Origin of the sequence: Pyxidicoccus sp. MSG2 (assembly GCF_026626705.1) — a bacterium.
In the GTDB taxonomy this organism is placed as follows: Bacteria; Myxococcota; Myxococcia; order Myxococcales; family Myxococcaceae; genus Myxococcus.
The window spans coordinates 3,015,582-3,034,209 of record NZ_JAPNKC010000001.1 but is presented as its reverse complement, the minus strand read 5'-3'; the positions used below and the strand labels follow the sequence as shown (position 1 = coordinate 3,034,209).

Annotated in this window: 18 protein-coding genes; 12 read left to right on the top strand and 6 right to left on the bottom strand. The window is 70.5% G+C overall.

Features of this window, described 5'->3' with window-relative positions; all coding sequences use genetic code 11:
* Window positions 1-79 precede the first annotated feature (79 nt).
* The 4 genes from OV427_RS11295 to gatB are packed head-to-tail and all read left to right on the top strand — an operon-like array spanning window position 80 to window position 3,675.
* The gene (locus OV427_RS11295) at window positions 80-415 is read left to right on the top strand and encodes a zf-TFIIB domain-containing protein (RefSeq protein ID WP_267856085.1); all 336 of its coding nucleotides are present in this window, start codon (window positions 80-82) and stop codon (window positions 413-415) included.
* Between the two features lie 19 nt (window positions 416-434).
* Window positions 435-722 (top strand): Asp-tRNA(Asn)/Glu-tRNA(Gln) amidotransferase subunit GatC, encoded by a 288-nt coding sequence (gene gatC, locus OV427_RS11290; protein ID WP_163996088.1) that lies wholly within the window; start codon window positions 435-437, stop codon window positions 720-722.
* Between the two features lie 18 nt (window positions 723-740).
* Window positions 741-2,201: an Asp-tRNA(Asn)/Glu-tRNA(Gln) amidotransferase subunit GatA gene (gene gatA / locus OV427_RS11285; RefSeq protein WP_267856084.1), complete on the top strand. Its 1,461-nt coding sequence runs from the start codon at window positions 741-743 to the stop codon at window positions 2,199-2,201.
* Between the two features lie 34 nt (window positions 2,202-2,235).
* Window positions 2,236-3,675, top strand: coding sequence for an Asp-tRNA(Asn)/Glu-tRNA(Gln) amidotransferase subunit GatB (gene gatB / locus OV427_RS11280; RefSeq protein WP_267856083.1), 1,440 nt, complete (start codon window positions 2,236-2,238; stop codon window positions 3,673-3,675).
* Here the strand turns inward: gatB and OV427_RS11275 are convergent.
* Together OV427_RS11275 and OV427_RS11270 are read right to left on the bottom strand one after the other, a co-directional pair.
* Window positions 3,672-4,742, bottom strand: coding sequence for a carbon-nitrogen hydrolase family protein (locus tag OV427_RS11275; protein ID WP_267856082.1), 1,071 nt, complete (start codon window positions 4,740-4,742; stop codon window positions 3,672-3,674). The genes gatB and OV427_RS11275 overlap by 4 nt on opposite strands.
* Window positions 4,743-4,753: 11 nt before the next feature.
* A complete protein-coding gene (locus OV427_RS11270) occupies window positions 4,754-5,716 on the bottom strand; it encodes an isopenicillin N synthase family dioxygenase (protein ID WP_267856081.1) in 963 nt (320 codons plus the stop codon).
* A 175-nt stretch (window positions 5,717-5,891) separates the two neighbouring features.
* Here OV427_RS11270 and OV427_RS11265 point away from each other — a divergent pair, with 175 nt between their 5' ends.
* Window positions 5,892-8,258: a protein kinase domain-containing protein gene (locus OV427_RS11265; RefSeq protein WP_267856080.1), complete on the top strand. Its 2,367-nt coding sequence runs from the start codon at window positions 5,892-5,894 to the stop codon at window positions 8,256-8,258.
* 50 nt (window positions 8,259-8,308) lie between these two features.
* On the opposite strand, the gene OV427_RS11260 is transcribed toward OV427_RS11265, so the two are convergent.
* Window positions 8,309-8,656: a hypothetical protein gene (locus OV427_RS11260; RefSeq protein WP_267856079.1), complete on the bottom strand. Its 348-nt coding sequence runs from the start codon at window positions 8,654-8,656 to the stop codon at window positions 8,309-8,311.
* A 257-nt stretch (window positions 8,657-8,913) separates the two neighbouring features.
* On the opposite strand from OV427_RS11260, the gene rplU reads away from it, so the two are divergent.
* The 7 genes from rplU to OV427_RS11225 all read left to right on the top strand — a co-directional run bounded on the left by rplU (window position 8,914) and on the right by OV427_RS11225 (window position 15,529).
* Window positions 8,914-9,222 (top strand): 50S ribosomal protein L21, encoded by a 309-nt coding sequence (gene rplU / locus OV427_RS11255; RefSeq protein WP_163996081.1) that lies wholly within the window; start codon window positions 8,914-8,916, stop codon window positions 9,220-9,222.
* A 38-nt stretch (window positions 9,223-9,260) separates the two neighbouring features.
* Window positions 9,261-9,533 carry a 50S ribosomal protein L27 gene (gene rpmA, locus OV427_RS11250; RefSeq protein WP_163996080.1) on the top strand — a complete coding sequence of 91 codons (273 nt, stop codon included), beginning with the start codon at window positions 9,261-9,263 and terminating at the stop codon, window positions 9,531-9,533.
* Between the two features lie 126 nt (window positions 9,534-9,659).
* Window positions 9,660-11,084 (top strand): GTPase ObgE, encoded by a 1,425-nt coding sequence (gene obgE, locus OV427_RS11245; RefSeq protein WP_267856078.1) that lies wholly within the window; start codon window positions 9,660-9,662, stop codon window positions 11,082-11,084.
* A gap of 4 nt (window positions 11,085-11,088) precedes the next feature.
* The gene (locus tag OV427_RS11240) at window positions 11,089-11,766 is read left to right on the top strand and encodes a TrmH family RNA methyltransferase (RefSeq protein ID WP_163996078.1); all 678 of its coding nucleotides are present in this window, start codon (window positions 11,089-11,091) and stop codon (window positions 11,764-11,766) included.
* Between the two features lie 78 nt (window positions 11,767-11,844).
* Window positions 11,845-12,753 (top strand): LolA family protein, encoded by a 909-nt coding sequence (locus OV427_RS11235; protein WP_267856077.1) that lies wholly within the window; start codon window positions 11,845-11,847, stop codon window positions 12,751-12,753.
* A 10-nt stretch (window positions 12,754-12,763) separates the two neighbouring features.
* On the top strand, window positions 12,764-14,428 hold the full coding sequence (locus OV427_RS11230) for a hypothetical protein (RefSeq protein WP_267856076.1): 1,665 nt from the start codon (window positions 12,764-12,766) through the stop codon (window positions 14,426-14,428).
* A 132-nt stretch (window positions 14,429-14,560) separates the two neighbouring features.
* Complete coding sequence (locus OV427_RS11225) at window positions 14,561-15,529, top strand: hypothetical protein (protein ID WP_267856075.1); 969 nt, start codon at window positions 14,561-14,563, stop codon at window positions 15,527-15,529.
* A gap of 52 nt (window positions 15,530-15,581) precedes the next feature.
* Here the strand turns inward: OV427_RS11225 and rimO are convergent, their stop codons facing one another.
* From rimO to OV427_RS11210, 3 genes are read right to left on the bottom strand one after another with little or no spacing between them, the layout of a single operon-like run.
* Window positions 15,582-16,979 (bottom strand): 30S ribosomal protein S12 methylthiotransferase RimO, encoded by a 1,398-nt coding sequence (gene rimO / locus OV427_RS11220; protein WP_420718354.1) that lies wholly within the window; start codon window positions 16,977-16,979, stop codon window positions 15,582-15,584.
* Between the two features lie 32 nt (window positions 16,980-17,011).
* The gene (locus OV427_RS11215) at window positions 17,012-18,115 is read right to left on the bottom strand and encodes a hypothetical protein (protein WP_267856073.1); all 1,104 of its coding nucleotides are present in this window, start codon (window positions 18,113-18,115) and stop codon (window positions 17,012-17,014) included.
* 12 nt (window positions 18,116-18,127) lie between these two features.
* A complete protein-coding gene (locus OV427_RS11210; protein ID WP_163996073.1) occupies window positions 18,128-18,625 on the bottom strand; it encodes a YajQ family cyclic di-GMP-binding protein in 498 nt (165 codons plus the stop codon).
* Window positions 18,626-18,628: the final 3 nt, after the last annotated feature.

Below are 18,628 nucleotides of genomic sequence, written 5' to 3'. Positions count from 1 at the left end.
AGGGGGTATGTTGCCGCCATCAACGCCGCCCGGACGCGCCGCGTCGCGGGACGGTTGGACTTCGCCCAAGGAGCACCCCATGGCTGACGCCCGAACCGAAAAGCCGTCTTCCACCGAGGAGGAGTACTTCGCCCGGGAGGAGATTGAGAAGAAGCGCAAGCTGGCCATCCAGCAGGCCGCGGAGACCGCGGCGAAGCAGCGCGAGGAGCTCAAGCAGCTGCACTACATGAAGTGTCCCAAGTGCGGCATGGACCTGCACACGCTGAAGCAGGGCAACGTCGAAATCGACACCTGCTTCAACTGCCACGGCGTCTTCCTGGACGCGGGCGAGCTGGACCAGCTCATCAACCGCCACGGCCACGAGGGCAGCGGCAAGGTGATGGGCGCCATCCTCAACCTGTTCAAGCACAAGTAGCACTGGCGGGGACGCGTCCATGGCCCTCACGCTCGAGCAGGTGCGCCACGTGGCCACGCTGGCGCGGCTGGCGCTGACTCCGGAGGAGGAGCAGCGCTTCACCACGCAGCTGTCCGCCGTGCTGGACGCGGTGGCGCAGCTCCAGTCGCTCGACGTGGAGGCCGTGGAGCCCACGTCCCACGCCACGCTCGCGGCCTCGCTGCTACGCGAGGACGTGATGAAGCCGTCGCTGCCGCCGGAGAAGTCCCTGGCCAACGCCCCGGCGAAGTCGGGCACCAGCTTCGCCGTGCCGAAAATCATCGAGTAGCCCGGAGGCTCCACGTCAATGCAGCTCACGGACCTCACGATGCTGGAGCTGGCGGCGAAGCTGGCCGAGCGGGCGGTCTCCTCCGAGGAGGCCACCCGCGCGTGCCTGGAGCGCATCCGCCAGGTGGACCCGAAGGTGCGCGCCTTCCTGCGCGTGGACGAGGAGGGCGCCCTCGTCGCCGCCCGTGCCAGCGACGCTCGCCGCCAGGCCGGCAGTCCCGCCAGCGCCCTGGACGGCGTGCCGCTGGGGCTCAAGGACATCTTCCTCACGGAAGGGGTGGAGACCACCGCGGGCTCGCGCATCCTGGAGGGCTTCGTCCCGCCCTATGACGCCACGGTGGTGCGCCTCTTGAAGGACGCGGGCCTGCCGCTGGTGGGCAAGCTGAACATGGACGAGTTCGCGATGGGCTCGTCCAACGAGTCCAGCGCTTACTTCCCCAGCCACAACCCGTGGGACCTGGCGCGCACGCCGGGCGGCTCGTCGGGAGGCTCGGCCGCGGCGGTGGCGGCGCGCGAGGTGTTCGGCGCGCTGGGCACGGACACCGGTGGCTCCATCCGCCAGCCCGCGGCCTTCACCAACACCGTGGGCCTCAAGCCCACCTACGGCCGCGTGTCGCGCTATGGCGTCATCGCCTACGCCTCGTCGCTGGACCAGCCCGGCCCCATGGCACGCACGGTGGCGGACACGGCGGCGCTGCTGCAATTGATTGCACGGCACGACGCCCAGGACTCCACGTCGGCGGCCGTGGAGACGCCGGACTACCAGGCGGACCTGGAGGCCGGGGTGCGCGGCCTGAAGCTGGGCGTGCCGCGCGAGTACTTCATCGAAGGCATCGACCCGGAGGTGGAGGCCTCCATCCGTGAGGCCCTGCGCGAGTACGAGCGGCTGGGCGCGACGCTGGTGGACGTGTCGCTGCCCCACACGAAGTACGCGCTGGCCACGTACTACCTCCTCGCCTCGTCGGAGGCGTCCAGCAACCTGGCCCGCTATGACGGCATCCGCTACGGCCAGCGGGCGAAGGACGCGCGCGGGCTGAAGGACTTGTACGCGCTGACGCGCGAGCGGGGCTTCGGGCCGGAGGTGAAGCGCCGCATCATGCTGGGCACGTACGCGCTGTCCGCCGGCTACTACGACGCCTACTACCTGCGCGCGCAGAAGGTCCGCACCCTCATCCGCGAGGACTTCACGAAGGCGTTCCAGCAGGTGGACGCGGTGCTGTCGCCCACGTCTCCGGTGCCGGCCTTCAAGCTGGGCGAGAAGGTGGACGACCCGCTGTCCATGTACCTCATGGACGTCTTCACGCTGCCGTGCAACCTGGCGGGCCTGCCGGGCCTGGCCGTGCCGTGCGGCTTCACGAAGGCGGGCCTGCCGGTGGGCCTGCAGATTCTGGGGCGGCCGTTCGACGAGGCCCGCCTGCTGCGCATCGCCCGCGCCTTCGAGCGCGAGCACGACTTCTTCCGCCGCCCGGCGCCCCTGTAGGGCCTGCCGGGCCGCACGCCCTGGTGACACCGCCATGCCCGTGAGCGATTTCCAGCCCGTCATCGGCCTCGAGGTCCACGCGCAGCTCCTCACGCAGTCGAAGATTTTCTGCGGCTGCTCCACCGCGTTCGGCGCCGAGCCCAACCGCAACACCTGCCCGGTGTGCCTGGGCATGCCGGGCGTGCTGCCGGTGCTCAACCAGCGCGTGGTGGAGTTCGCCGTGCGCACCGGCCTCGCGCTGGAGTGCACCGTCAAGAAGACGAGCGTGTGGAGCCGGAAGAACTACTTCTATCCGGACCTGCCGAAGGGCTACCAGATTACGCAGTACGACCTGCCCATCTGCGAGTACGGCCGGCTCGTCATCGACACGCCGCAGGGTGAGAAGGTCATCCGCGTGCGCCGCATCCACATGGAGGAGGACGCGGGGAAGAACGTGCACGACGCGGGCGGAGGTCAGAGCCTGGTGGACTTGAATCGCGCGGGCGTGCCGCTGCTCGAAATCGTCAGCGAGCCGGACCTGCGCGATGCGGACGAGGCGGTGGAGTACCTCAAGGCGCTGCGCGACGTGCTCGTGTACCTGGGCGTCAACGACGGCAACCTCGAGGAGGGTAGCTTCCGCTGCGACGCCAACGTGTCGGTGATGCCGAAGGGCTCGTCCACCTACGGCCAGCGCTGCGAGCTGAAGAACCTCAACTCGTTCCGCTTCGTCAAGCAGGCGGTGGAGTACGAGATTTCGCGGCAGGTGGACGTCATCGAGTCCGGCGGGAAGGTGAGCCAGGAGACGCGCCTGTGGGACGTCAACAAGGGCGTCACCCGCTCCATGCGCAGCAAGGAGGAGGCGCACGACTACCGGTACTTCCCGGAGCCGGACCTGCCGCCGCTGCACGTGAGCGCCGCGGACATCGACGCCGCGGCGAAGGCGCTGCCGGAGTTGCCCCGCGCGAAGCTGACGCGCTTCATGAGCCAGTACGGGCTGCCCGCCTATGACGCGCGCATCCTCACCGCCGAGCGCCCGCTGGCGGACTTCTTCGAGGCCTGCGCTGCGCACTACGCGGACGGGAAGAAGCTCTCCAACTGGTTTCTCGGCGAGCTGATGCGCCTGCTGAAGGAGGAGGGCACGCCCCTGTCCGCGCTGCGCTTCACCCCGGCGCAACTGGCCGAACTGTTGGGCGCGGTGGACAAGGGCACGGTGTCCGCGAACGCGGGCAAGGACGTGCTCGGGGAGATGTTCCGCACCGGCAAGGCGCCCTCGGACATCATCGCGGAGAAGGGCCTGGCGCAGGTGAGCGACACGGGCGCGATTGAGGCGGTGGTGGACGACATCCTCGCGAAGAACGCGGGCGAGGTGGAGAAGTACCGCGCCGGCAAGAAGCAGGTGTTCGGCTTCTTCGTGGGACAGGTGATGAAGGCGATGAAGGGCAAGGGCAACCCCGCCCTCGTCAACGACTTGCTGAAGAAGAAGCTCGGCGACTAACCGCGCGCGGGCAGGGGCACGGTGACGTGGAGCACGTCCTCGTCCCGGGGATTCTCGGACTGGGCGAGCACGCGCACCTCGCCCGGCGCCGGCCGCTCGAGGATGAGCGAGGGCGCCTCGAAGGTGTTGTCGAGGAAGCCGCCCACGAGCTGCGGATTCACGGCGTAGCGCACGCGGGTGAGGGAGCGCAGCTGCGTGTAGAGCCCCTCGTTGAACCACTGCTCGCGGCGGAGCTGGGACTCTCCCGCGCCCGTGTCGTTGAAGGCCCAGGGCGCATCCCAGGGCCACGCGTTGGCGGATGGCTGGGCGATGACGTCCACCCCCAGCGCGTCCAGGTACTGCGCGCAGGGGACGAAGTACGGCTCCTTCGCGGTGTGGGGCTCGCGGAAGCCGTCGTAGCAGACGAGCGTTCCCAGCCGGCCGAAGGGCGTCTGGAGCACGGGCAGGTCCTCGGGCCGTCCCGGGCTGAGGTGCAGCACGTCCTCCTGCGTGGGCACCAGGTTCACCTTGCGCGTCACCGCCACGCAGTGCCCTTCGGGCGAGAAGGTGTAGCTGGTGTTGTACGTGCGCGCGCCGTCCGGCTCGAAGTCCGGCGTGTCCGGGCCCAGGCGGTTGGTCGGTAGCAGCGCGCTGCCCGCCACCACCCACAGGCCGAAGTCCTTCGCGATTCCGGAGAACGTCTCCCACATGGCGCGGTGCACGCGGGGCGCCACCGCGGCGTAGAGGCACTCCTCCATCGTCGGGGGCCGCAAGCGGCGCCACGTGCTCCACATGGCCCACCACTCGGCGAGCGCCATGCGCGTCATGGCGCCATTCGTGGTGCGGCAGCGACGCACGCGGGGCAGGTGCCCCATCAGTCCCAGCGCGGCGCCCACCATCTCCGGCCACACCGCGAGGGCAGGGTGGAGGGGCTGCCCGTTGGCGTCCCTCGCGCGCAAGGCATCCACCCTCGCGGCCAGTGCGCGGTGGCGCGCGGTGAAGGACTCACGAGAGGCGTAGTCCTCCAGCGCGACGCGCGGCTGGACGGCGAACAGCTCGACATGGGAGGCGGGCAGGGGAGCGTCCATTGCGGCGCCGATTACTTCAACAACCCGATTTCCCGCAGGCGCTGCTTGAGGAACGCATCCGCGGTGATGGGGGCATGGCGCGCCGGGTTGTCCGGCGTCTGCGTACACGGCAGCGGCTGGAGCACACAGTCCGCGTACGGGTGCACGAAGAAGGGCATGGAGTAGCGCACCGTGTCCTCGGCCGTGCCGCGCGGGTTCACCACCCGGTGCGTGGTGGCGGGGATGACGTTGTTCGTCACGCGGCTGAGCATGTCGCCCGAGTCCACGACAATCTGCCCGCGCAGCGTGTCCACCGGCAGCCACTCGCCGTCGCGCGTGAGCAACTCCAGGCCTCCCGCGGTGCCCTCGCAGAGGAGGGTGATGAGGTTGATGTCCTCGTGCTCGGCGGCGCGCACCCCACCGGGGATGAAGCGCTCCTTCAGCGGCGGGTAGTGGATGAGCCGCAGCACCGAGTTGCCGTCCGTGGCCATGTCGCGGAACGTGTCGCGCTCCACGCCGAAGTACTCGGCCAGCGCCTGGAGCATCACCCCCGCCGCGCCATCCAGCGCGGAGAAGAGCGACCGCGTGTGCTCGCGGAAGGTGGGCACCTCTTCCGGCCACACGTTGGCGCCATAGACGTCGTGGTAGCGGTGGCTCTTCGGCAGCTCGCGGCCCACGTGCCAGAACTCCTTCAGGTCACCCACCTTGCGATTCTTGGCGTGCTCCTGGCCGTAGCCGATGTAGCCGCGCTGGCCCCCGCGCTCCGTGTCCGCGTAGCGGGCCTTCACCGCCTCGGGCAGGCCGAAGAAGCGCTCCACGTCCGAGTAGGTGCGGCGGATGAGCCCGTCATCGACGCCGTGGCCCTCCACGGTGACGAACCCGAACTCCTTGAGGCCATCGCCGAACACCTGCACGAAGCGCGCGCGCTCCCGGGCCGTGCCGGTGCGGTAGTGGGAGAGGTCGACGATGGGGATGCGACGTGCGGTGGAAGACATGGGGGCGCACTCTATCCAGCTGATGAATTCTCGGCAGGAGGGGCGTCCTGCGCGGGACGCTTGCCTGCGACCTCGGCGCGGGTTGGCTCGGTACTACGCGACATCCGCCTTTACCGACAGTGGATGCGTGAGTTCCCCGGTGTCCAAGCTGTGAAGGCAGGCCGGGGGGAGCGGTATGGCCGAGGTGAGCAGCGGTGGGGAGTGCGCGGCGTGCGGCCGATGGCATCGGGCGGAGGCCCCTTGCTCGACGCTCGTGCGTGCGGACGCGGAGGGCGGGGGAACGCCCCGGAACCGGTGTGCCCCGACGGGCGAGGAGGTGGACCCGCTGGTGGGGCAGCGCTTCGGCAGCTTCCACCTGGTGCGCCGCCTGGGCCGGGGCGGCATGGGGTCGGTGTACCTGGGCGAGCACGTGTCGATTGGCAGCAAGGTGGCGGTGAAGGTGCTGCACGACCACCTGGCCATGTACCCGGAATTGGTGCAGCGCTTCCACGCGGAGGCGCGGGCCGTGAATCTCATCGGCCACGAGAACATCGTCAGCATCTTCGACCTGAACGCCGCGCTGCCGCGCCCGTACCTCATCATGGAGTACCTGGACGGGGCGCCGCTGTCCGCGTGGGTGGGCACGCCGCTGCCGGCCGCGGCGGTGGTGGCCGTGCTGAGCCAGGTGTGTGACGCGCTCCAGGCCGCGCACGCGCGAGGCATCGTCCACCGCGACCTCAAGCCGGACAACGTCTTCCTCGTGCGGCGCGGGCGGGGCTCGCCCTTCGTGAAGGTGCTGGACTTCGGCATCGCCAAGCTGCTCGACGCGCACATGCCGCAGACGCATGCGGGCATCATCGTCGGCACGCCGGAGTACATGGCCCCGGAGCAGTCCGTGGGCCGCCGCCTGGACGGGCGCGCGGACCTGTACGCGGTGGGTGTCATCGCCTACCAGCTCGTCACCGGGCGGCTGCCCTTCACCGACGAGGGGATTACCGCTCAGCTCGTGGCCCACCAGACGCGGCTGCCGCCGCCTCCGCGCTCGGTGCACCCGGGCGTTTCGCCGGCCGTGGAGCGCGTCATCCTACGCGCCCTCGCCAAGGCACCCGAGGACCGCTACCCGTCCGCCTCCGCCCTTCGCTCCGCGCTGCAAGGCGCCATCGCGGAGGATGCCCGGGCCGCGGAGGCGGGGGCGCTCGGCGCGACACCGCCCGCGCGGGCTCCGACGCCTTCCGGCGGGGCGTCGCGAGAGCAGGCGCAGTCCTCTCCGGTCGCACCGGCTTCGGAGCCGCCGGGACAGGGGCGGGCGCCGTCGTCTCCAGCCGTGCCGGGTGCGGAAACGCCGAGGGCGCGGTCCTCTCCGGCCGTGCCGGGTGCGGAAACGCCGAGGGCGCGGTCCTCTCCGGCCGTGCCTGGGTCGGAGCCGCCGGGACAGGGGCGGGCGCCGTCGTCTCCAGGGACGTCGGGCTCGGAGCCGCCGGGACAGGGGCGGGTGCAGTCGCCTCCAGCGGCGCCGGGCTCGGAGACGCCCGGGCAGGGGCGGACGCCGTCCTCTCCCTCCGCGCCCGGTCCTGGCGGGGGCGATCAGAAGGGGCCGGACGCGCCTGCCTCAGCCGCACCTCCCGCCCAGGCCGCGACGCCTTCGCGGCCTCGCACGGTGGAGCTCCCGGTGCAGGTGGTGCTGCGCCAGGGCGAGGCACCCGTGCGGCTGACGGGCTCGGACCTGTCCCGGGGCGGCCTGTTCCTGCGCAGTGAGGGCTCGCTGCCGCCCCTGTGCGCCCGGCTGTCGGTGGTGCTGGAGCTGGAGTCCGGGCCCCAGTCGGTGCTGTGCGAGGTCGTGCGTCAGGTGCCTCCCGAGCAGGCCCGCGTCTGGGGCATGCCCACCGGCTTCGGCGTCCAGTTCGTGGAGGCCACCGCCGCCCTCAAGATCGCGGTGGATCAGCTCCTCAAGGGCGAGCCCGTGCGCCGCTCGACGCCCGGGCCCCGGGGGGATGACGCCGAGGCGGCCCGGGTGCTGGAGGCGTGGCGCCAGCGCTCGGCCGGGGACCACTACGCCGTGCTGGGGCTGCCGCCGGACGCGGACATGGAGACGGTGCGTGCCCGGACGCGCGAGGCCTGGTCCGCCATGGAGTCCCTGCGCCAGCGGCCCCTGTCCCCCTCGCAGCGGGCTCAGCTCGACGCGGTGCGGGTCCGCGTCCGCGAGGCCGGCGACGCGCTCGGTGCTCCCGTGCAGCGGGCCCTGTACGACGCGGAGAGGGGCAACCACCCGGGCGTGGCGCGGTGCCTGGAGGCCGGGCTCACGGCGGAGCAATTGGAGCCGCTGCGGCGCGAGTTCCTTGCCCGCCATCCCCAGGCCGCGGGCCCCGCGCGCGTCCACTTCCTCTCGGGGGGCGGCCTGGAGCGCGACGGCCAGCTCGCCCGGGCGCTGGAGCACTACGAGCGCGGACTGGCGCTGGACCCCCTCGAACCGGGGCTGCTCCAGCGCTACCGCGTGGTCCGCCGTGCCCTGGCGGCGCGGGCCGCCGCCGTGACGCCCAGAAATGACAGGGCCCGGTCCCCTTGAGAGGGAGCCGGGCCCCGAGGCACCGTCGAATCAGCAGACGGCGGCGACGACTACTCGCAGCTCACGCCCTCGGTCTTCTCGGCGCAGTCCTGCAGGTCGGCGATCCAGGCATCCTCCTTGCCCGACTCGCAGTCCGGCATGTCGTTGATGCAGTCGATGGAGTCGTTCAGCTTGTCCTTGTCGCCGTCCGAGCAGTTCTCGAGGTCGTTCTTGCACTCCTCGATGTCGGAGTCGGAGAACTCGAGCCCGCTCAGCACGGACTTGATCTCGGGACAATCGTCGGCCTTGTCGGCCAGGCCCGAATAGGCGTCCGCCGCGTCATCGCAGTAGTTGCCGCCACAGCCGGTGCCGAACACGAGAGACGAAACGGCCACGAGGCCGATCATGAGCTTCTTCATTGTGGATTCCCCCTCGAATAGAGGTTGGTAGAACGGCACCCATGCTAGGCACCGTAGGCCCGCTTTCCAGTTAACATTGGTTTGAGGGGCGAGTAAACCTCTGGAGGGTGTGCGGGATGATCCTTCATCTGCCTTGACTCCCCAGGGCATCTCCCGTAAATCCCGCCGCCTTTGGCGCGATTGGATGGTGTACCCGTCCGAAATGCGCGGTCGATTCCAAGGGTTGACCCAACCCGAAAGCTGACAGGGGTTAGACGATGTACGCAGTCATTCGCACGGGCGGGAAGCAGTACCGCGTCGCCGAGGGCGATGTGCTCCGGATCGAGAAGATCGCGGGAGACATCGGCGCCGAGGTGACCTTCACGGACATCCTCATGCTGGGTGGTACGGACAGCCCCAAGGTGGGCAAGCCGACCGTCTCTGGCGCTCGCGTGGTGGGCAAGGTCCTGGCTCAGGACAAGCACCGCCGCGTCCTCCATTTCCGCAAGGAGAAGGAGGGCTGGACGCGCCGCCGTGGCCATCGTCAGCCGTACACCGAGGTGAAGGTCACCTCCATCGCCGGCTAGTCCGGACGGATTCCCCTCAAACTTCAGGAGCAGGTGTCATGGCCCATAAAAAGGGACAGGGTTCTTCGCGCAACGGGCGTGATTCCAACCCGCAGTATCGTGGTGTGAAGGTGTACGGCGGTGAGACGGTGTCGGCCGGCAGCATCCTGGTTCGCCAGGTGGGCACGGTCATCCACGCCGGCTCCAACGTGAAGCTCGGCCGCGACTTCACCCTCTACTCGGTGGTCGACGGCGTGGTGAAGTACGAGCGCCTGGGCCGCGACAAGAAGAAGGTCTCGGTCTACCCGGCCGCTGCCCAGCCGAGCGCCTGACGGTTCGCCGGCCCTTCCGGCCGGTAGCCGTGTGGCACCCACGAGCGGGTCGCTTCTCCAGTCCACGCGCCCATTCCGGCGGCGGGACGCGAGGGCGGCCCGCTCTGCGTTTTTCCAGGAGTCTTTATGAAGTTCGTCGATGAGGTCCGCATCTTCGTGAAGGGGGGCGATGGCGGTAACGGCTCCGTCTCCTTCCGGCGGGAGAAGTACATCGAGCGTGGCGGCCCCAACGGGGGAGACGGTGGCAATGGTGGCTCCGTCATCTTCGTGGCGGATCCGCAGCTCACCACGCTGCTCGACTACCGCTACCAGCAGCACCACTTCGCGAAGTCCGGCGAGCACGGCATGGGCAACGACTGCAACGGTCGTGGCGCCGAGGACATGATTCTCCGGGTGCCGGTGGGCACGCTGGTGAAGGACGCGGGGACGGAGGAGCTGCTGGTGGACCTGGGCGAGCCCGGGCAGCGCTGGGTGGCGGCGCAGGGTGGCCGGGGCGGCCTGGGCAACATGAACTTCGCCACGTCCACGCGGCAGACGCCGCGCTTCGCGCAGGACGGGACGAAGGGCGAGGAGAAGACGCTGCGGCTGGAGCTGAAGCTGCTGGCGGACGTGGGACTCCTGGGCTTCCCCAACGCGGGCAAGAGCACCTTCATCTCCCGCGTGAGCCGGGCGCGTCCGAAGATCGCGGACTACCCCTTCACCACGCTGGTCCCCAACCTGGGCATGGTCCAGTACAAGGACGGCCTGTCCTTCGTGATGGCGGACATCCCCGGCATCATCGAGGGCGCCAGCGAGGGCGTGGGCCTGGGGCACCAGTTCCTGCGGCACGTGGAGCGCTGCAAGGTGCTCATCCACCTCATCGACATGGGTGCGCAGGGCGAGGGCCGCGAGCCGCTGCACGACTTCGACGTGCTCAACACGGAGCTGGCGAAGTACAGCGAGGAGCTGGCGTCCAAGCCGCAGGTGGTGGCGGCCAACAAGCTGGACCTGCCCGACGCGCAGGAGAAGCTGGGCGCCTTCACCGAGGCCCTGCGCGAGCGCGGCATCCGCGTCTACCCCGTGTCCTGCGTCACCGGCGAGGGCATGCAGGCGCTGCTGGACTCGGTGGCGGAGGTGCTCTTCACCGGCCGCACGACGAAGCTGCACGTGGAGAAGCCCGTCCGGGCGGCTCCGGCGCGCAAGGGCGCGTCCGTGGCGAAGGCCGCTCCGGCGCGTGAGGCCGCGAAGAAGGCCCCGGCGCGCAAGGCCGCGGCTCCGGCGAAGAAGGCCCCGGCGCGCAAGGCCGCTGCTCCGGTGAAGAAGGTGGCGGCGCGCAAGGCCGTCGCGAAGAAGGCACCGGCGCGCAAGGCCGCGGGCACCGCTCGCTCGGCCGTGAAGAAGGCCCCGGCCGCGAAGAAGGCGGCTCCGGCGCGCAAGGCCGCGGCGAAGAAGGTGGCCACGCGCAAGGCTCCCGCGAAGCGCGCGGCGGTGGCGAAGCAGCGGCCGGCCGCGAAGCCGACCCGGACCGCGAAGAAGGCACCGGCGCGCAAGCCCGGCGGCAGGAGGTCCTGAGGCGATGTCCGGCGGCGGTGCTGGTTACGAGCGCTTCGAGAAGGAGCAGTACGAGCCGGAGCAGTTCCTGCTCGATGCGCGCAAGGAGAAGATCGACCGGGTCATCAGCCAGCGCACGCGCAACTTCACCGTCGTCCTGGACCGGCTGGAGGACAGCTTCAACATGGCCGCGGTGCTGCGCACCTGCGAGTCCTTCGGCGTCCAGGAGGTGCACGTCGTCATCAACCCCGAGGCCCCCTTCGTTCCCAACTCGAAGGTGGCCCAGGGGTGTGACAAGTGGCTGGACGTGAAGCTCTACAAGAGCTTCGCCGAGTGCCGCGAGCACCTGAAGTCGCGCGGCTTCCTCCTCTACGCCTCCGCCATCCGCGAGGGGGCCACCAGCCTCTACTCCATGCGCTTCGAGGCGAAGACGGCGCTCGTCTTCGGCAACGAGCGGCGCGGGGTGAGCGAGGAGGTGCTGAACGCCGTGGACGGCACCTTCTGGGTGCCCATGCGGGGCTTCAGTCAGAGCCTCAACATCTCCGCCGCCGCCTCGGCCTGCATCAGCCGGGCGGTCGCCTGGCGGGACGAGCACCTGGGGGGTTCGGGGGATTTGCCCCCCGAGGAGGCCCAGGCCCTGCGCGAGCGCTTCTACGTGCTGTCCATCAAACAGAGGAAGCGCATCTTCAAGACGCAGCCATGAATGCCGTGCCCCTCTTCCCCGTCGGTATGGGGTAGATGGACGCCGCTGGCCTACACGGCCCGCCTGGAGACGCACGCCATGTTCCTGGAAACCCTGCTCGCCACGCTCCTGTCCGCCGTCGCGCCGGCCTCCACCACGCCGGCCGCTTCCACCGCCAGCGCGGTGAAGTCCGTGGTGGTGGCCCAGGCCACGACCGCGCCCGCCGCCGCCCCGAAGCCCGCGGGTGAGGCGGGCAAGGCGCCCCAGGGGACGAAGGCCACGGAGACGCCGGCTGCCGCCGCTCCGGCGAAGCCCGCCGAGGCTGGCAAGCCCGCAGAGGCCGGCAAGCCCGCCGCCGCGCCGCAGGGCAAGCCCGCGCAGGCGGCGCCCGCGAAGCCGGCACCGGCGATGACGCCGGAGGTGAAGTCGCTGGTGGACCGGATGCAGGCCTTCTACGAGAAGACGGGCGACTTCCGCTCCGGCTTCCGGCAGGACTACAAGTACAAGACCTTCCGGCGCACGCAGACGTCCGAGGGCACCGTCACCTACAAGAAGCCGGGCCTGATGCGCTGGGAGTACCAGAAGCCCACCGCGCGCACCTTCGTGCTGGCCGGCAACAAGATATATGCGTACGACCCGGCCGCGCAGAGCCTCACGGTGGGCGGCGTGGACACGAGCCAGCTCTCCGCGTCGGTGACGTTCCTTTTCGGCCAGGGGAAGCTGGCGGACGAGTTCGCCATCACCAAGGGCGCGTGCAAGGACTGCAAGGGCACGCTGCTGGTGCTGGACCCGCTGAAGACCGAGCCCCGCTTCCGCCAGGTGCGCCTGGAGGTGGATCCGGCCACGGCGCAGGTGCTCAAGAGCACCGTGGTGGACCCGGACGGCAGCGAGAACACCATCTCCTTCCTGGGCCTGAAGACGAACGTGGGCATCGACGCGGACAGCTTCAAGCTGGACGTGCCGGACGACACCCGCGTGGACGACTTCACCAAGGGCAAGAAGCAGTAACCTGCGGGACGTGCGCGGCGCGTTCCTCCTCGCGGGTGTGGTGATGCTGGCCGGGTGCCATCGCGGCGCCACGGCCTCCAGCCCCGCGCCTTCCCAGGGCTTCGCGGGGCACACCCTGCCGCTGCTGGCCTCGCCCGCGCTGCGGCTCACCGTGGCGGGGCGGTTGGGCACGCGCTCCGTGCCGGTGGTGCTGGACGTGGCCCGGCCCCTCTCGCTCGTCTCGAAGGGCTGTTTCGAGGGGCCGCTTCCCGCGCCCGAGGGCACGGTGCGCGCGCCGGAGCCCGCGGGCGGCTTCCGCTCCTGGTCGGTGGTGCGGCTGCCCGCCTTCTCCGTGGGGCCCGTGGTATCGCCGATGCGCACCGCGGGCCTGTCCGGCGAGCGCGCCTGCGCGGTGACGCTGGGGGCGGACGTCCTGGAGCCCTATGCGCTCACCGTGGACCCGCTGCGCCGCGAAGTTGTCTTCGCCGCGTCCCGCCCCCGGGAGGCATATGCCGCGGAGGCCGCCGCTTCCGAGGCCTCTCGCGAGGTGCATGTGGTGGAACTCAGCCGCGAGCCGCTGGGGGACTGGCCCCTGCTGGCCGCGCGCGTGAGGCAGGGAGAGGCAGACCTGACGGGGCCATTCGTCCTGGGTTCGCGCGAGCCGTTCTCCCGGTTGGCGGTGGGCCCGGCGGAGGCGCAGGGGCTGCAGCCGCTGGAGACGGCGGCCAACCTGCCGGCGCGCACCTTCGCGGTGGACGCGGTGGAGGTGTCGGAGGGCGTGGGGGCGCGACCACTGGTCGTGGAGGCGGCGGGGCGGTGGGACTCGCCGAGCAGCCTGGGGCGGCTGGGACCGGACGTTTGGGGCCGCTTCACCGCGACGCTCGACGCGAAGGGTGGGGCGCTGGTGCTGCGCCGGCCGCGCGTGGGGCCGCTGGTGGCACCTTCGGCTTCGGCTGAGCCTCCTCCCGCGTCGGGCCCTGTCCCGAGCCTGGCTCCATCCGCGAGCGCACCCGCCGCGTCGGCTTCAGCGCCGGGCTCGGCTCCTTCCGCAGCCGCGCCGGCCGCGTCGGCTTCAGCGCCGGGCTCGGCTCCATCCGCGAGCGCACCCGCCGCGTCGGCTTCCGCGCCGGGCTCGGCTCCTTCCGCAGCCGCGCTGGCCGCATCGGCTTCCCCCCCGGCTCCCTCCGAGCGTCAGCACTGCGCCAGCCCGGGCGGCACCCTCAGCGAAGAGGCCTGCTACGGCCTCTACGTGCGCCGCGAGCCGGACGGCAGCGTGTCCGTCAGCGGAGCCGTCTACCGCGACCTGCCCGAGGGCGGGCGGCTGCACCTGGAGCCCGTGGGCGCGGATGGCCAGCGGCTGGAGACGGGCTGTGGCGTGGGGCTGAGCTTCCCCTCGACCAGCCGGGGGCTGACGACGCAGCACCGGCTGCCGTGGACCTCTCTGGCGCAGGCGCTGCCCGCCTGCCATGCGGCGCTGGCCACGGCCACCGGTTTCAAGCTGGCCCTGTTCGAGGAAGGCCGCCAGCCCGAGTGCCCCACGGCCTGCGCCTTCGTCACCGAGGCCGCCTCTCGCCGCACCGTCTGCGAGTGCCAGCCCACCCCCCTGGGCGAGGGCGTGGGGCTGCCCTCCCGCACGTCGCCCTCGCGCGAGCCGCCCCCCGAGGAGCGCGAGCTGGAGCCCGAGGACCCGAAGTAGCGGACGGCGGCGGGTGGGGCGGAGGGCTGGCGGACTGACGGGGGGCCGCGACAGTCCCACGCCGGTTGCCTGGACAGTCGACGGGGCCTGCGTTCTGCTCCGGCCTCCACGTCCCACGGGTTTCCCTCCTTCATGCGACCGCCCCCGACCGAGTTCGACCGTCAGTACACCGAGCAGCGCCATTCCATCGAGCTGGCCCGCCAATACCTGGAGAAGGAGGGCTTCGCGCGGATGCAGCGCGCGCTCGTGAAGGACGTGGAGCGCGGCAATCTGACGAAGGAGGAGGGCGCGGGCGCCGTCCGCTACGCGCTGCTGGCCGTCGTCGAGCGCGTGGCCGCGCGCGTCGGCTACACGCGCTACGTCGATTTGATGAAGGACCCGGAGATGGCGGACGCGATGCGCTTCGCCCTGGACGACATCAGCGAGCGGCACAAGGTCGAGGCCCCCGAGGCGCGCGAGCGCCTGCGCCAGTCCACCTTCCAGACCGTCCTCCGCCACTGGCATCTCGTCGCCCACGAACAGCGCGGCCGGCAGCGCTATGAGGTGACGGCGGATCTCGCCCGGCGCTTCTTGCGCGAGACGCCGCCCACGCTGCCGTGTGACGACGTGAAGCTGCCGGTGGACTCGCTGGTGCTGGTGGTGCCCGAAGAGGTCGGCCTCGTGGGCCGGCTGCCCGGCGGCGTCCTGGCACCCATCACCGAAATCTACGCGGTGGAGTCCCCCGCGCCCGAGGGGCGCTACTGGTTCCTCTGGCTCAGCATGCGCGAGCCCTCGGGCACCGCGGCGTTCTCCCTCGTCAACGTGTACCTCGCGCCGGGGACGACGCTGGGGCAGGCCGTCCTCTTCACCCGCAACGAGGGCGGCCCCGGACAGGACCCGGGCTGGGAGAATGCCTGCGTGCTCCTGGCGGGCGCCGCGCGCTACCTCGCGTCGGGCGGCACCGCGCGCCAGGACTGGTACGACGAGACGGCGCGCGAGCTGCACGAGAAGCTGGCCGCGCTGCCGAAGGGGATGCAGAAGGAGCGGGAGAAGCTGCGCGAGCGGCTGCAGGAAGTCAGCCCCGGCCGTCGCATCCTCCTGGAGGACGCGCCCACGAAGTGAGCGCGTCGCGCCGGGCGGGCCGTGGCGCACCCGCCACGGCCCGGGTGACGGACTACTCCGCGCGCGTCGACGGGCGCGGCTTCGGCGTCATCTGCACGGGCGCGGGGTGCGCGTCGCGGGCGGTGTGCGTGCGCTGCTTCGGGTCCGGGCGCTCCACCACGCGGGCGACCAGGTCGTAGTCGTGGGCCTCCGTCACCTCCACGGTGACGAGCTCCCCCGGGTACGCCAGGCCGTCGTTGATGTACACGAGCCCGTCGATGTCCGGCGCCTGGCCCTGGTGGCGGCCCACCAGCAGGTGCTCCGTCTCCGGCGCGGGGCCTTCCACCAGCACCTCCAGCCGCTTCCCCACGAGCTTCTTGTTCTGCTCGCGGTTGATGCGCTTCTGGATGGCCATCACCTCGCGCCACCGGCGCTCAATCGTCTTCTGCGGCACCTTGTCCGGCAAATCGAACGCGGCGGTGCCCTCCTCGTCGGAGTACTGGAAGACGCCCAGCCGCTCGAAGCGCTGCGTCTTCACGAACTCCTTCAGCATCTCGAAGTCTTCTTCCGTCTCCCCCGGCAGGCCGACGATGAGCGAGGTGCGCATCACCAGCCCGGGCACGCGCTCGCGCAGCTTCGCCAGCAGGCCCTTGAGGAACTCCGAGTTGCGGCCGCGCTTCATGGACAGCAGCAGCTTGTCGCTGACGTGCTGCACCGGCATGTCCAGGTAGCGGGCAATCTTCGGCTCCGACGCCATGACGTCGATGAGCTCGTCCGGGAACACGCGCGGGTAGGCGTAGTGGAGGCGGATCCACTTCACGTCCACCTGCACCAGCGCCTTGAGCAGGTCGTGCAGCTTCGGCTTGCCCGGCAAGTCATGCCCGTACGCGGTGAGGTCCTGCGCGACGAGGTTCAGCTCCTGCACGCCGCTCTCCGCCAGCCGCTTCGCCTCGATGAGGATGTCGTCGATGGGGCGCGAGCGCTGCCCGCCGCGCAGCGTGGGGATGATGCAGAAGGCGCAGGCGTTGTCGCAGCCCTCGGACACCTTGAGGTATGCCGTGTACTTCGGCATCGAGTTGACGCGCGGCGTGTTGGCGTCGTGGATGTAGTCGGGGTCCGGAATCACCTGACGCGGCGACGCCTCGGCGGCGAGCAGGTCGCCAATCTGCGCGTAGGCGCTGGTGCCCAGGAAGTGGTCGACCTCCGGCATCTCCTTCGACAGCTCCTGGCCGTAGCGCTGGGACAGACAGCCCGTCACCACCAGCGTCTTGCAGACGCCGGACTTCTTCAGCTCCGCCATCTCCAGGATGGAGTCCACCGACTCCTGCTTCGCCGGGCCGATGAAGGCGCACGTGTTGACGACGATGACCTGGGCTTCGGAGGCCTCCTGCACCAGCTTGTAGCCGTGGTGCTGCAACGTGCCCAGCATCACCTCGGAGTCCACCCGGTTCTTCGGGCAGCCGAGGGTCATCATGTACAGGCTCTTGGTGTCTTCCACTGCGTCTACCGCTTTCCGAGTTCGGTTCGCTCGAAGTGGTTCCCACTCCAGGCGAAGTTCATGGTCGCGCCGTTCGAGTAACCGATGGCCAGCGCTCCCTCTTCATCCAGCTCCATCGAAGCGGCCCGGCCCAGCGCGCAGGTGGCGGCCGGCCACTCGAGCACCCGAAGCGCCGTCTTCCCCGTCACCAGGTACAGCCCCACCCGCAATTCACTTTCGGAGTCACACCGACCGTCGACGGCATAGGGATTCTTCCCCGTGAGCACCGAGACAATCGGGCGCCCGTCCGGCAGGCTGAGTGTCTCCGGGACATTCACGCCCATCTTCGTCGCGTCCAGCGCCTGCGGCACCACCAGTGCGTGCAGCGAGGCGGGAGTCAGGGGCCCGTCCGCCTGCGCCCAGGCCGGGTAGCTGAACGCGTCCCAGCCCAGCCAGCCGTCCTTCGCCGGCTCCAGCGCGATGACGGTCTCCGGCGGCTTCAGCTTGAGCGCCTTGCGCACGTCGTCCGGCAGCCGGAGCGCGTCGCCCACCATGGTGCCGCTCTGGCAGTTGGAGACGGACGTCGTCTTGCCGCCCGTGCCGTCCTGGTCCTCGTAGGTGAGGCACAGGTCCATCACCAGCGGGTCCTTCGCGGGGAAGCGGGGGAAGGCGCGCACGGGGATGGCGGCCATCAGCTCCAGCGTGTTGCCCCGGCGCTGCACGGCCGCGTTCACCTTCTCCTGGGCAAAGGCCGGCGTGCCGCTCTCCGCGCCCGACGCGCGCTTGCCATCGAAGGCGAAGCGCCACGTGTGGCCGGTGGCGGTGGGGCCGGCGCCCGGGAAGAAGAGGGACACGGTGAGCAGGTCGGACGCGCCGAGCTGGTCGTCCGTGGCTTCCACGCCCACGTAGAGGGTGTCCTTGCGGTAGCCCACCTTCGCGGTGAAGGACGCGCTGGCCCCCGCCGCGGGAGCGGGCTTGAGCACCAGCGGCGAGGCGAGGCTCTTGAAGCCACCCTGGAAGCCTGGAGCCTTCGCCAGCGAGGGCACCGGCTTCGAGGCGCGCTCCTCCTGGGCGGAAGCCACGGCCGGAGCGCAGAGCATGAAGAGGGACAGGACAGCAGCGGCGCGCATGGGGCGTCTTCTCTAATCGCGGAAGTTGGTGAACTGCATGTCCAGCTTCAGCCGGTCCTGCTCCTGACGGAACAGGGCGATGGCGGCCTGGAGGTCGTCCCGGTTCTTCCCGGTGACGCGGAGCTGGTCCGCCTGGATGGAGCCCTGCACCTTCATCTTCGAATCCTTCAGCAGCTTCACCAGCTCCTTGGACTTCTCCACCGGAATGCCCTGCTGGAGCTTGATGACCTGCTTCACGTTGTGCAGGCCCGTCTTCTCGATGTCGCCGTACTCCAGCGCGCGCAGGCTGATGTTGCGCTTGGCCAGCTTCACCAGCAGCACTTCCTTGGCGGCCTGGACGCGCTCTTCACTGTTGGCCTTCACGGTGATGGCGGTATGGTCCGGGGCGACCACGACGTCCGCCTGGGCGCCCTGGAAGTCATAGCGGGTGCTGAGCTCCTTCTTGGTCTGGTTGACCGCGTTGTCGAGCTCGGCGAGGTCGATTTTCGAGACGACGTCGAAGGATGGCATCGG

Bases quoted from the DNA above. Each gene is read 5' to 3' on its own strand.
- OV427_RS11270 (WP_267856081.1), bottom strand. From the start codon at position 5,716: ATGTCTTCCACCGCACGTCGCATCCCCATCGTCGACCTCTCCCACTAC.
- OV427_RS11235 (WP_267856077.1), top strand. From the start codon at position 11,845: ATGTTCCTGGAAACCCTGCTCGCCACGCTCCTGTCCGCCGTCGCGCCG.
- OV427_RS11225 (WP_267856075.1), top strand. From the start codon at position 14,561: ATGCGACCGCCCCCGACCGAGTTCGACCGTCAGTACACCGAGCAGCGC.
- OV427_RS11260 (WP_267856079.1), bottom strand. From the start codon at position 8,656: ATGAAGAAGCTCATGATCGGCCTCGTGGCCGTTTCGTCTCTCGTGTTC.
- gatC (WP_163996088.1), top strand. From the start codon at position 435: ATGGCCCTCACGCTCGAGCAGGTGCGCCACGTGGCCACGCTGGCGCGG.
- rplU (WP_163996081.1), top strand. From the start codon at position 8,914: ATGTACGCAGTCATTCGCACGGGCGGGAAGCAGTACCGCGTCGCCGAG.
- obgE (WP_267856078.1), top strand. From the start codon at position 9,660: ATGAAGTTCGTCGATGAGGTCCGCATCTTCGTGAAGGGGGGCGATGGC.
- gatB (WP_267856083.1), top strand. From the start codon at position 2,236: ATGCCCGTGAGCGATTTCCAGCCCGTCATCGGCCTCGAGGTCCACGCG.
- OV427_RS11215 (WP_267856073.1), bottom strand. From the start codon at position 18,115: ATGCGCGCCGCTGCTGTCCTGTCCCTCTTCATGCTCTGCGCTCCGGCC.
- gatA (WP_267856084.1), top strand. From the start codon at position 741: ATGCAGCTCACGGACCTCACGATGCTGGAGCTGGCGGCGAAGCTGGCC.
- OV427_RS11295 (WP_267856085.1), top strand. From the start codon at position 80: ATGGCTGACGCCCGAACCGAAAAGCCGTCTTCCACCGAGGAGGAGTAC.
- rpmA (WP_163996080.1), top strand. From the start codon at position 9,261: ATGGCCCATAAAAAGGGACAGGGTTCTTCGCGCAACGGGCGTGATTCC.
- rimO (WP_420718354.1), bottom strand. From the start codon at position 16,979: ATGACCCTCGGCTGCCCGAAGAACCGGGTGGACTCCGAGGTGATGCTG.
- OV427_RS11265 (WP_267856080.1), top strand. From the start codon at position 5,892: ATGGCCGAGGTGAGCAGCGGTGGGGAGTGCGCGGCGTGCGGCCGATGG.
- OV427_RS11240 (WP_163996078.1), top strand. From the start codon at position 11,089: ATGTCCGGCGGCGGTGCTGGTTACGAGCGCTTCGAGAAGGAGCAGTAC.
- OV427_RS11210 (WP_163996073.1), bottom strand. From the start codon at position 18,625: ATGCCATCCTTCGACGTCGTCTCGAAAATCGACCTCGCCGAGCTCGAC.
- OV427_RS11275 (WP_267856082.1), bottom strand. From the start codon at position 4,742: ATGGACGCTCCCCTGCCCGCCTCCCATGTCGAGCTGTTCGCCGTCCAG.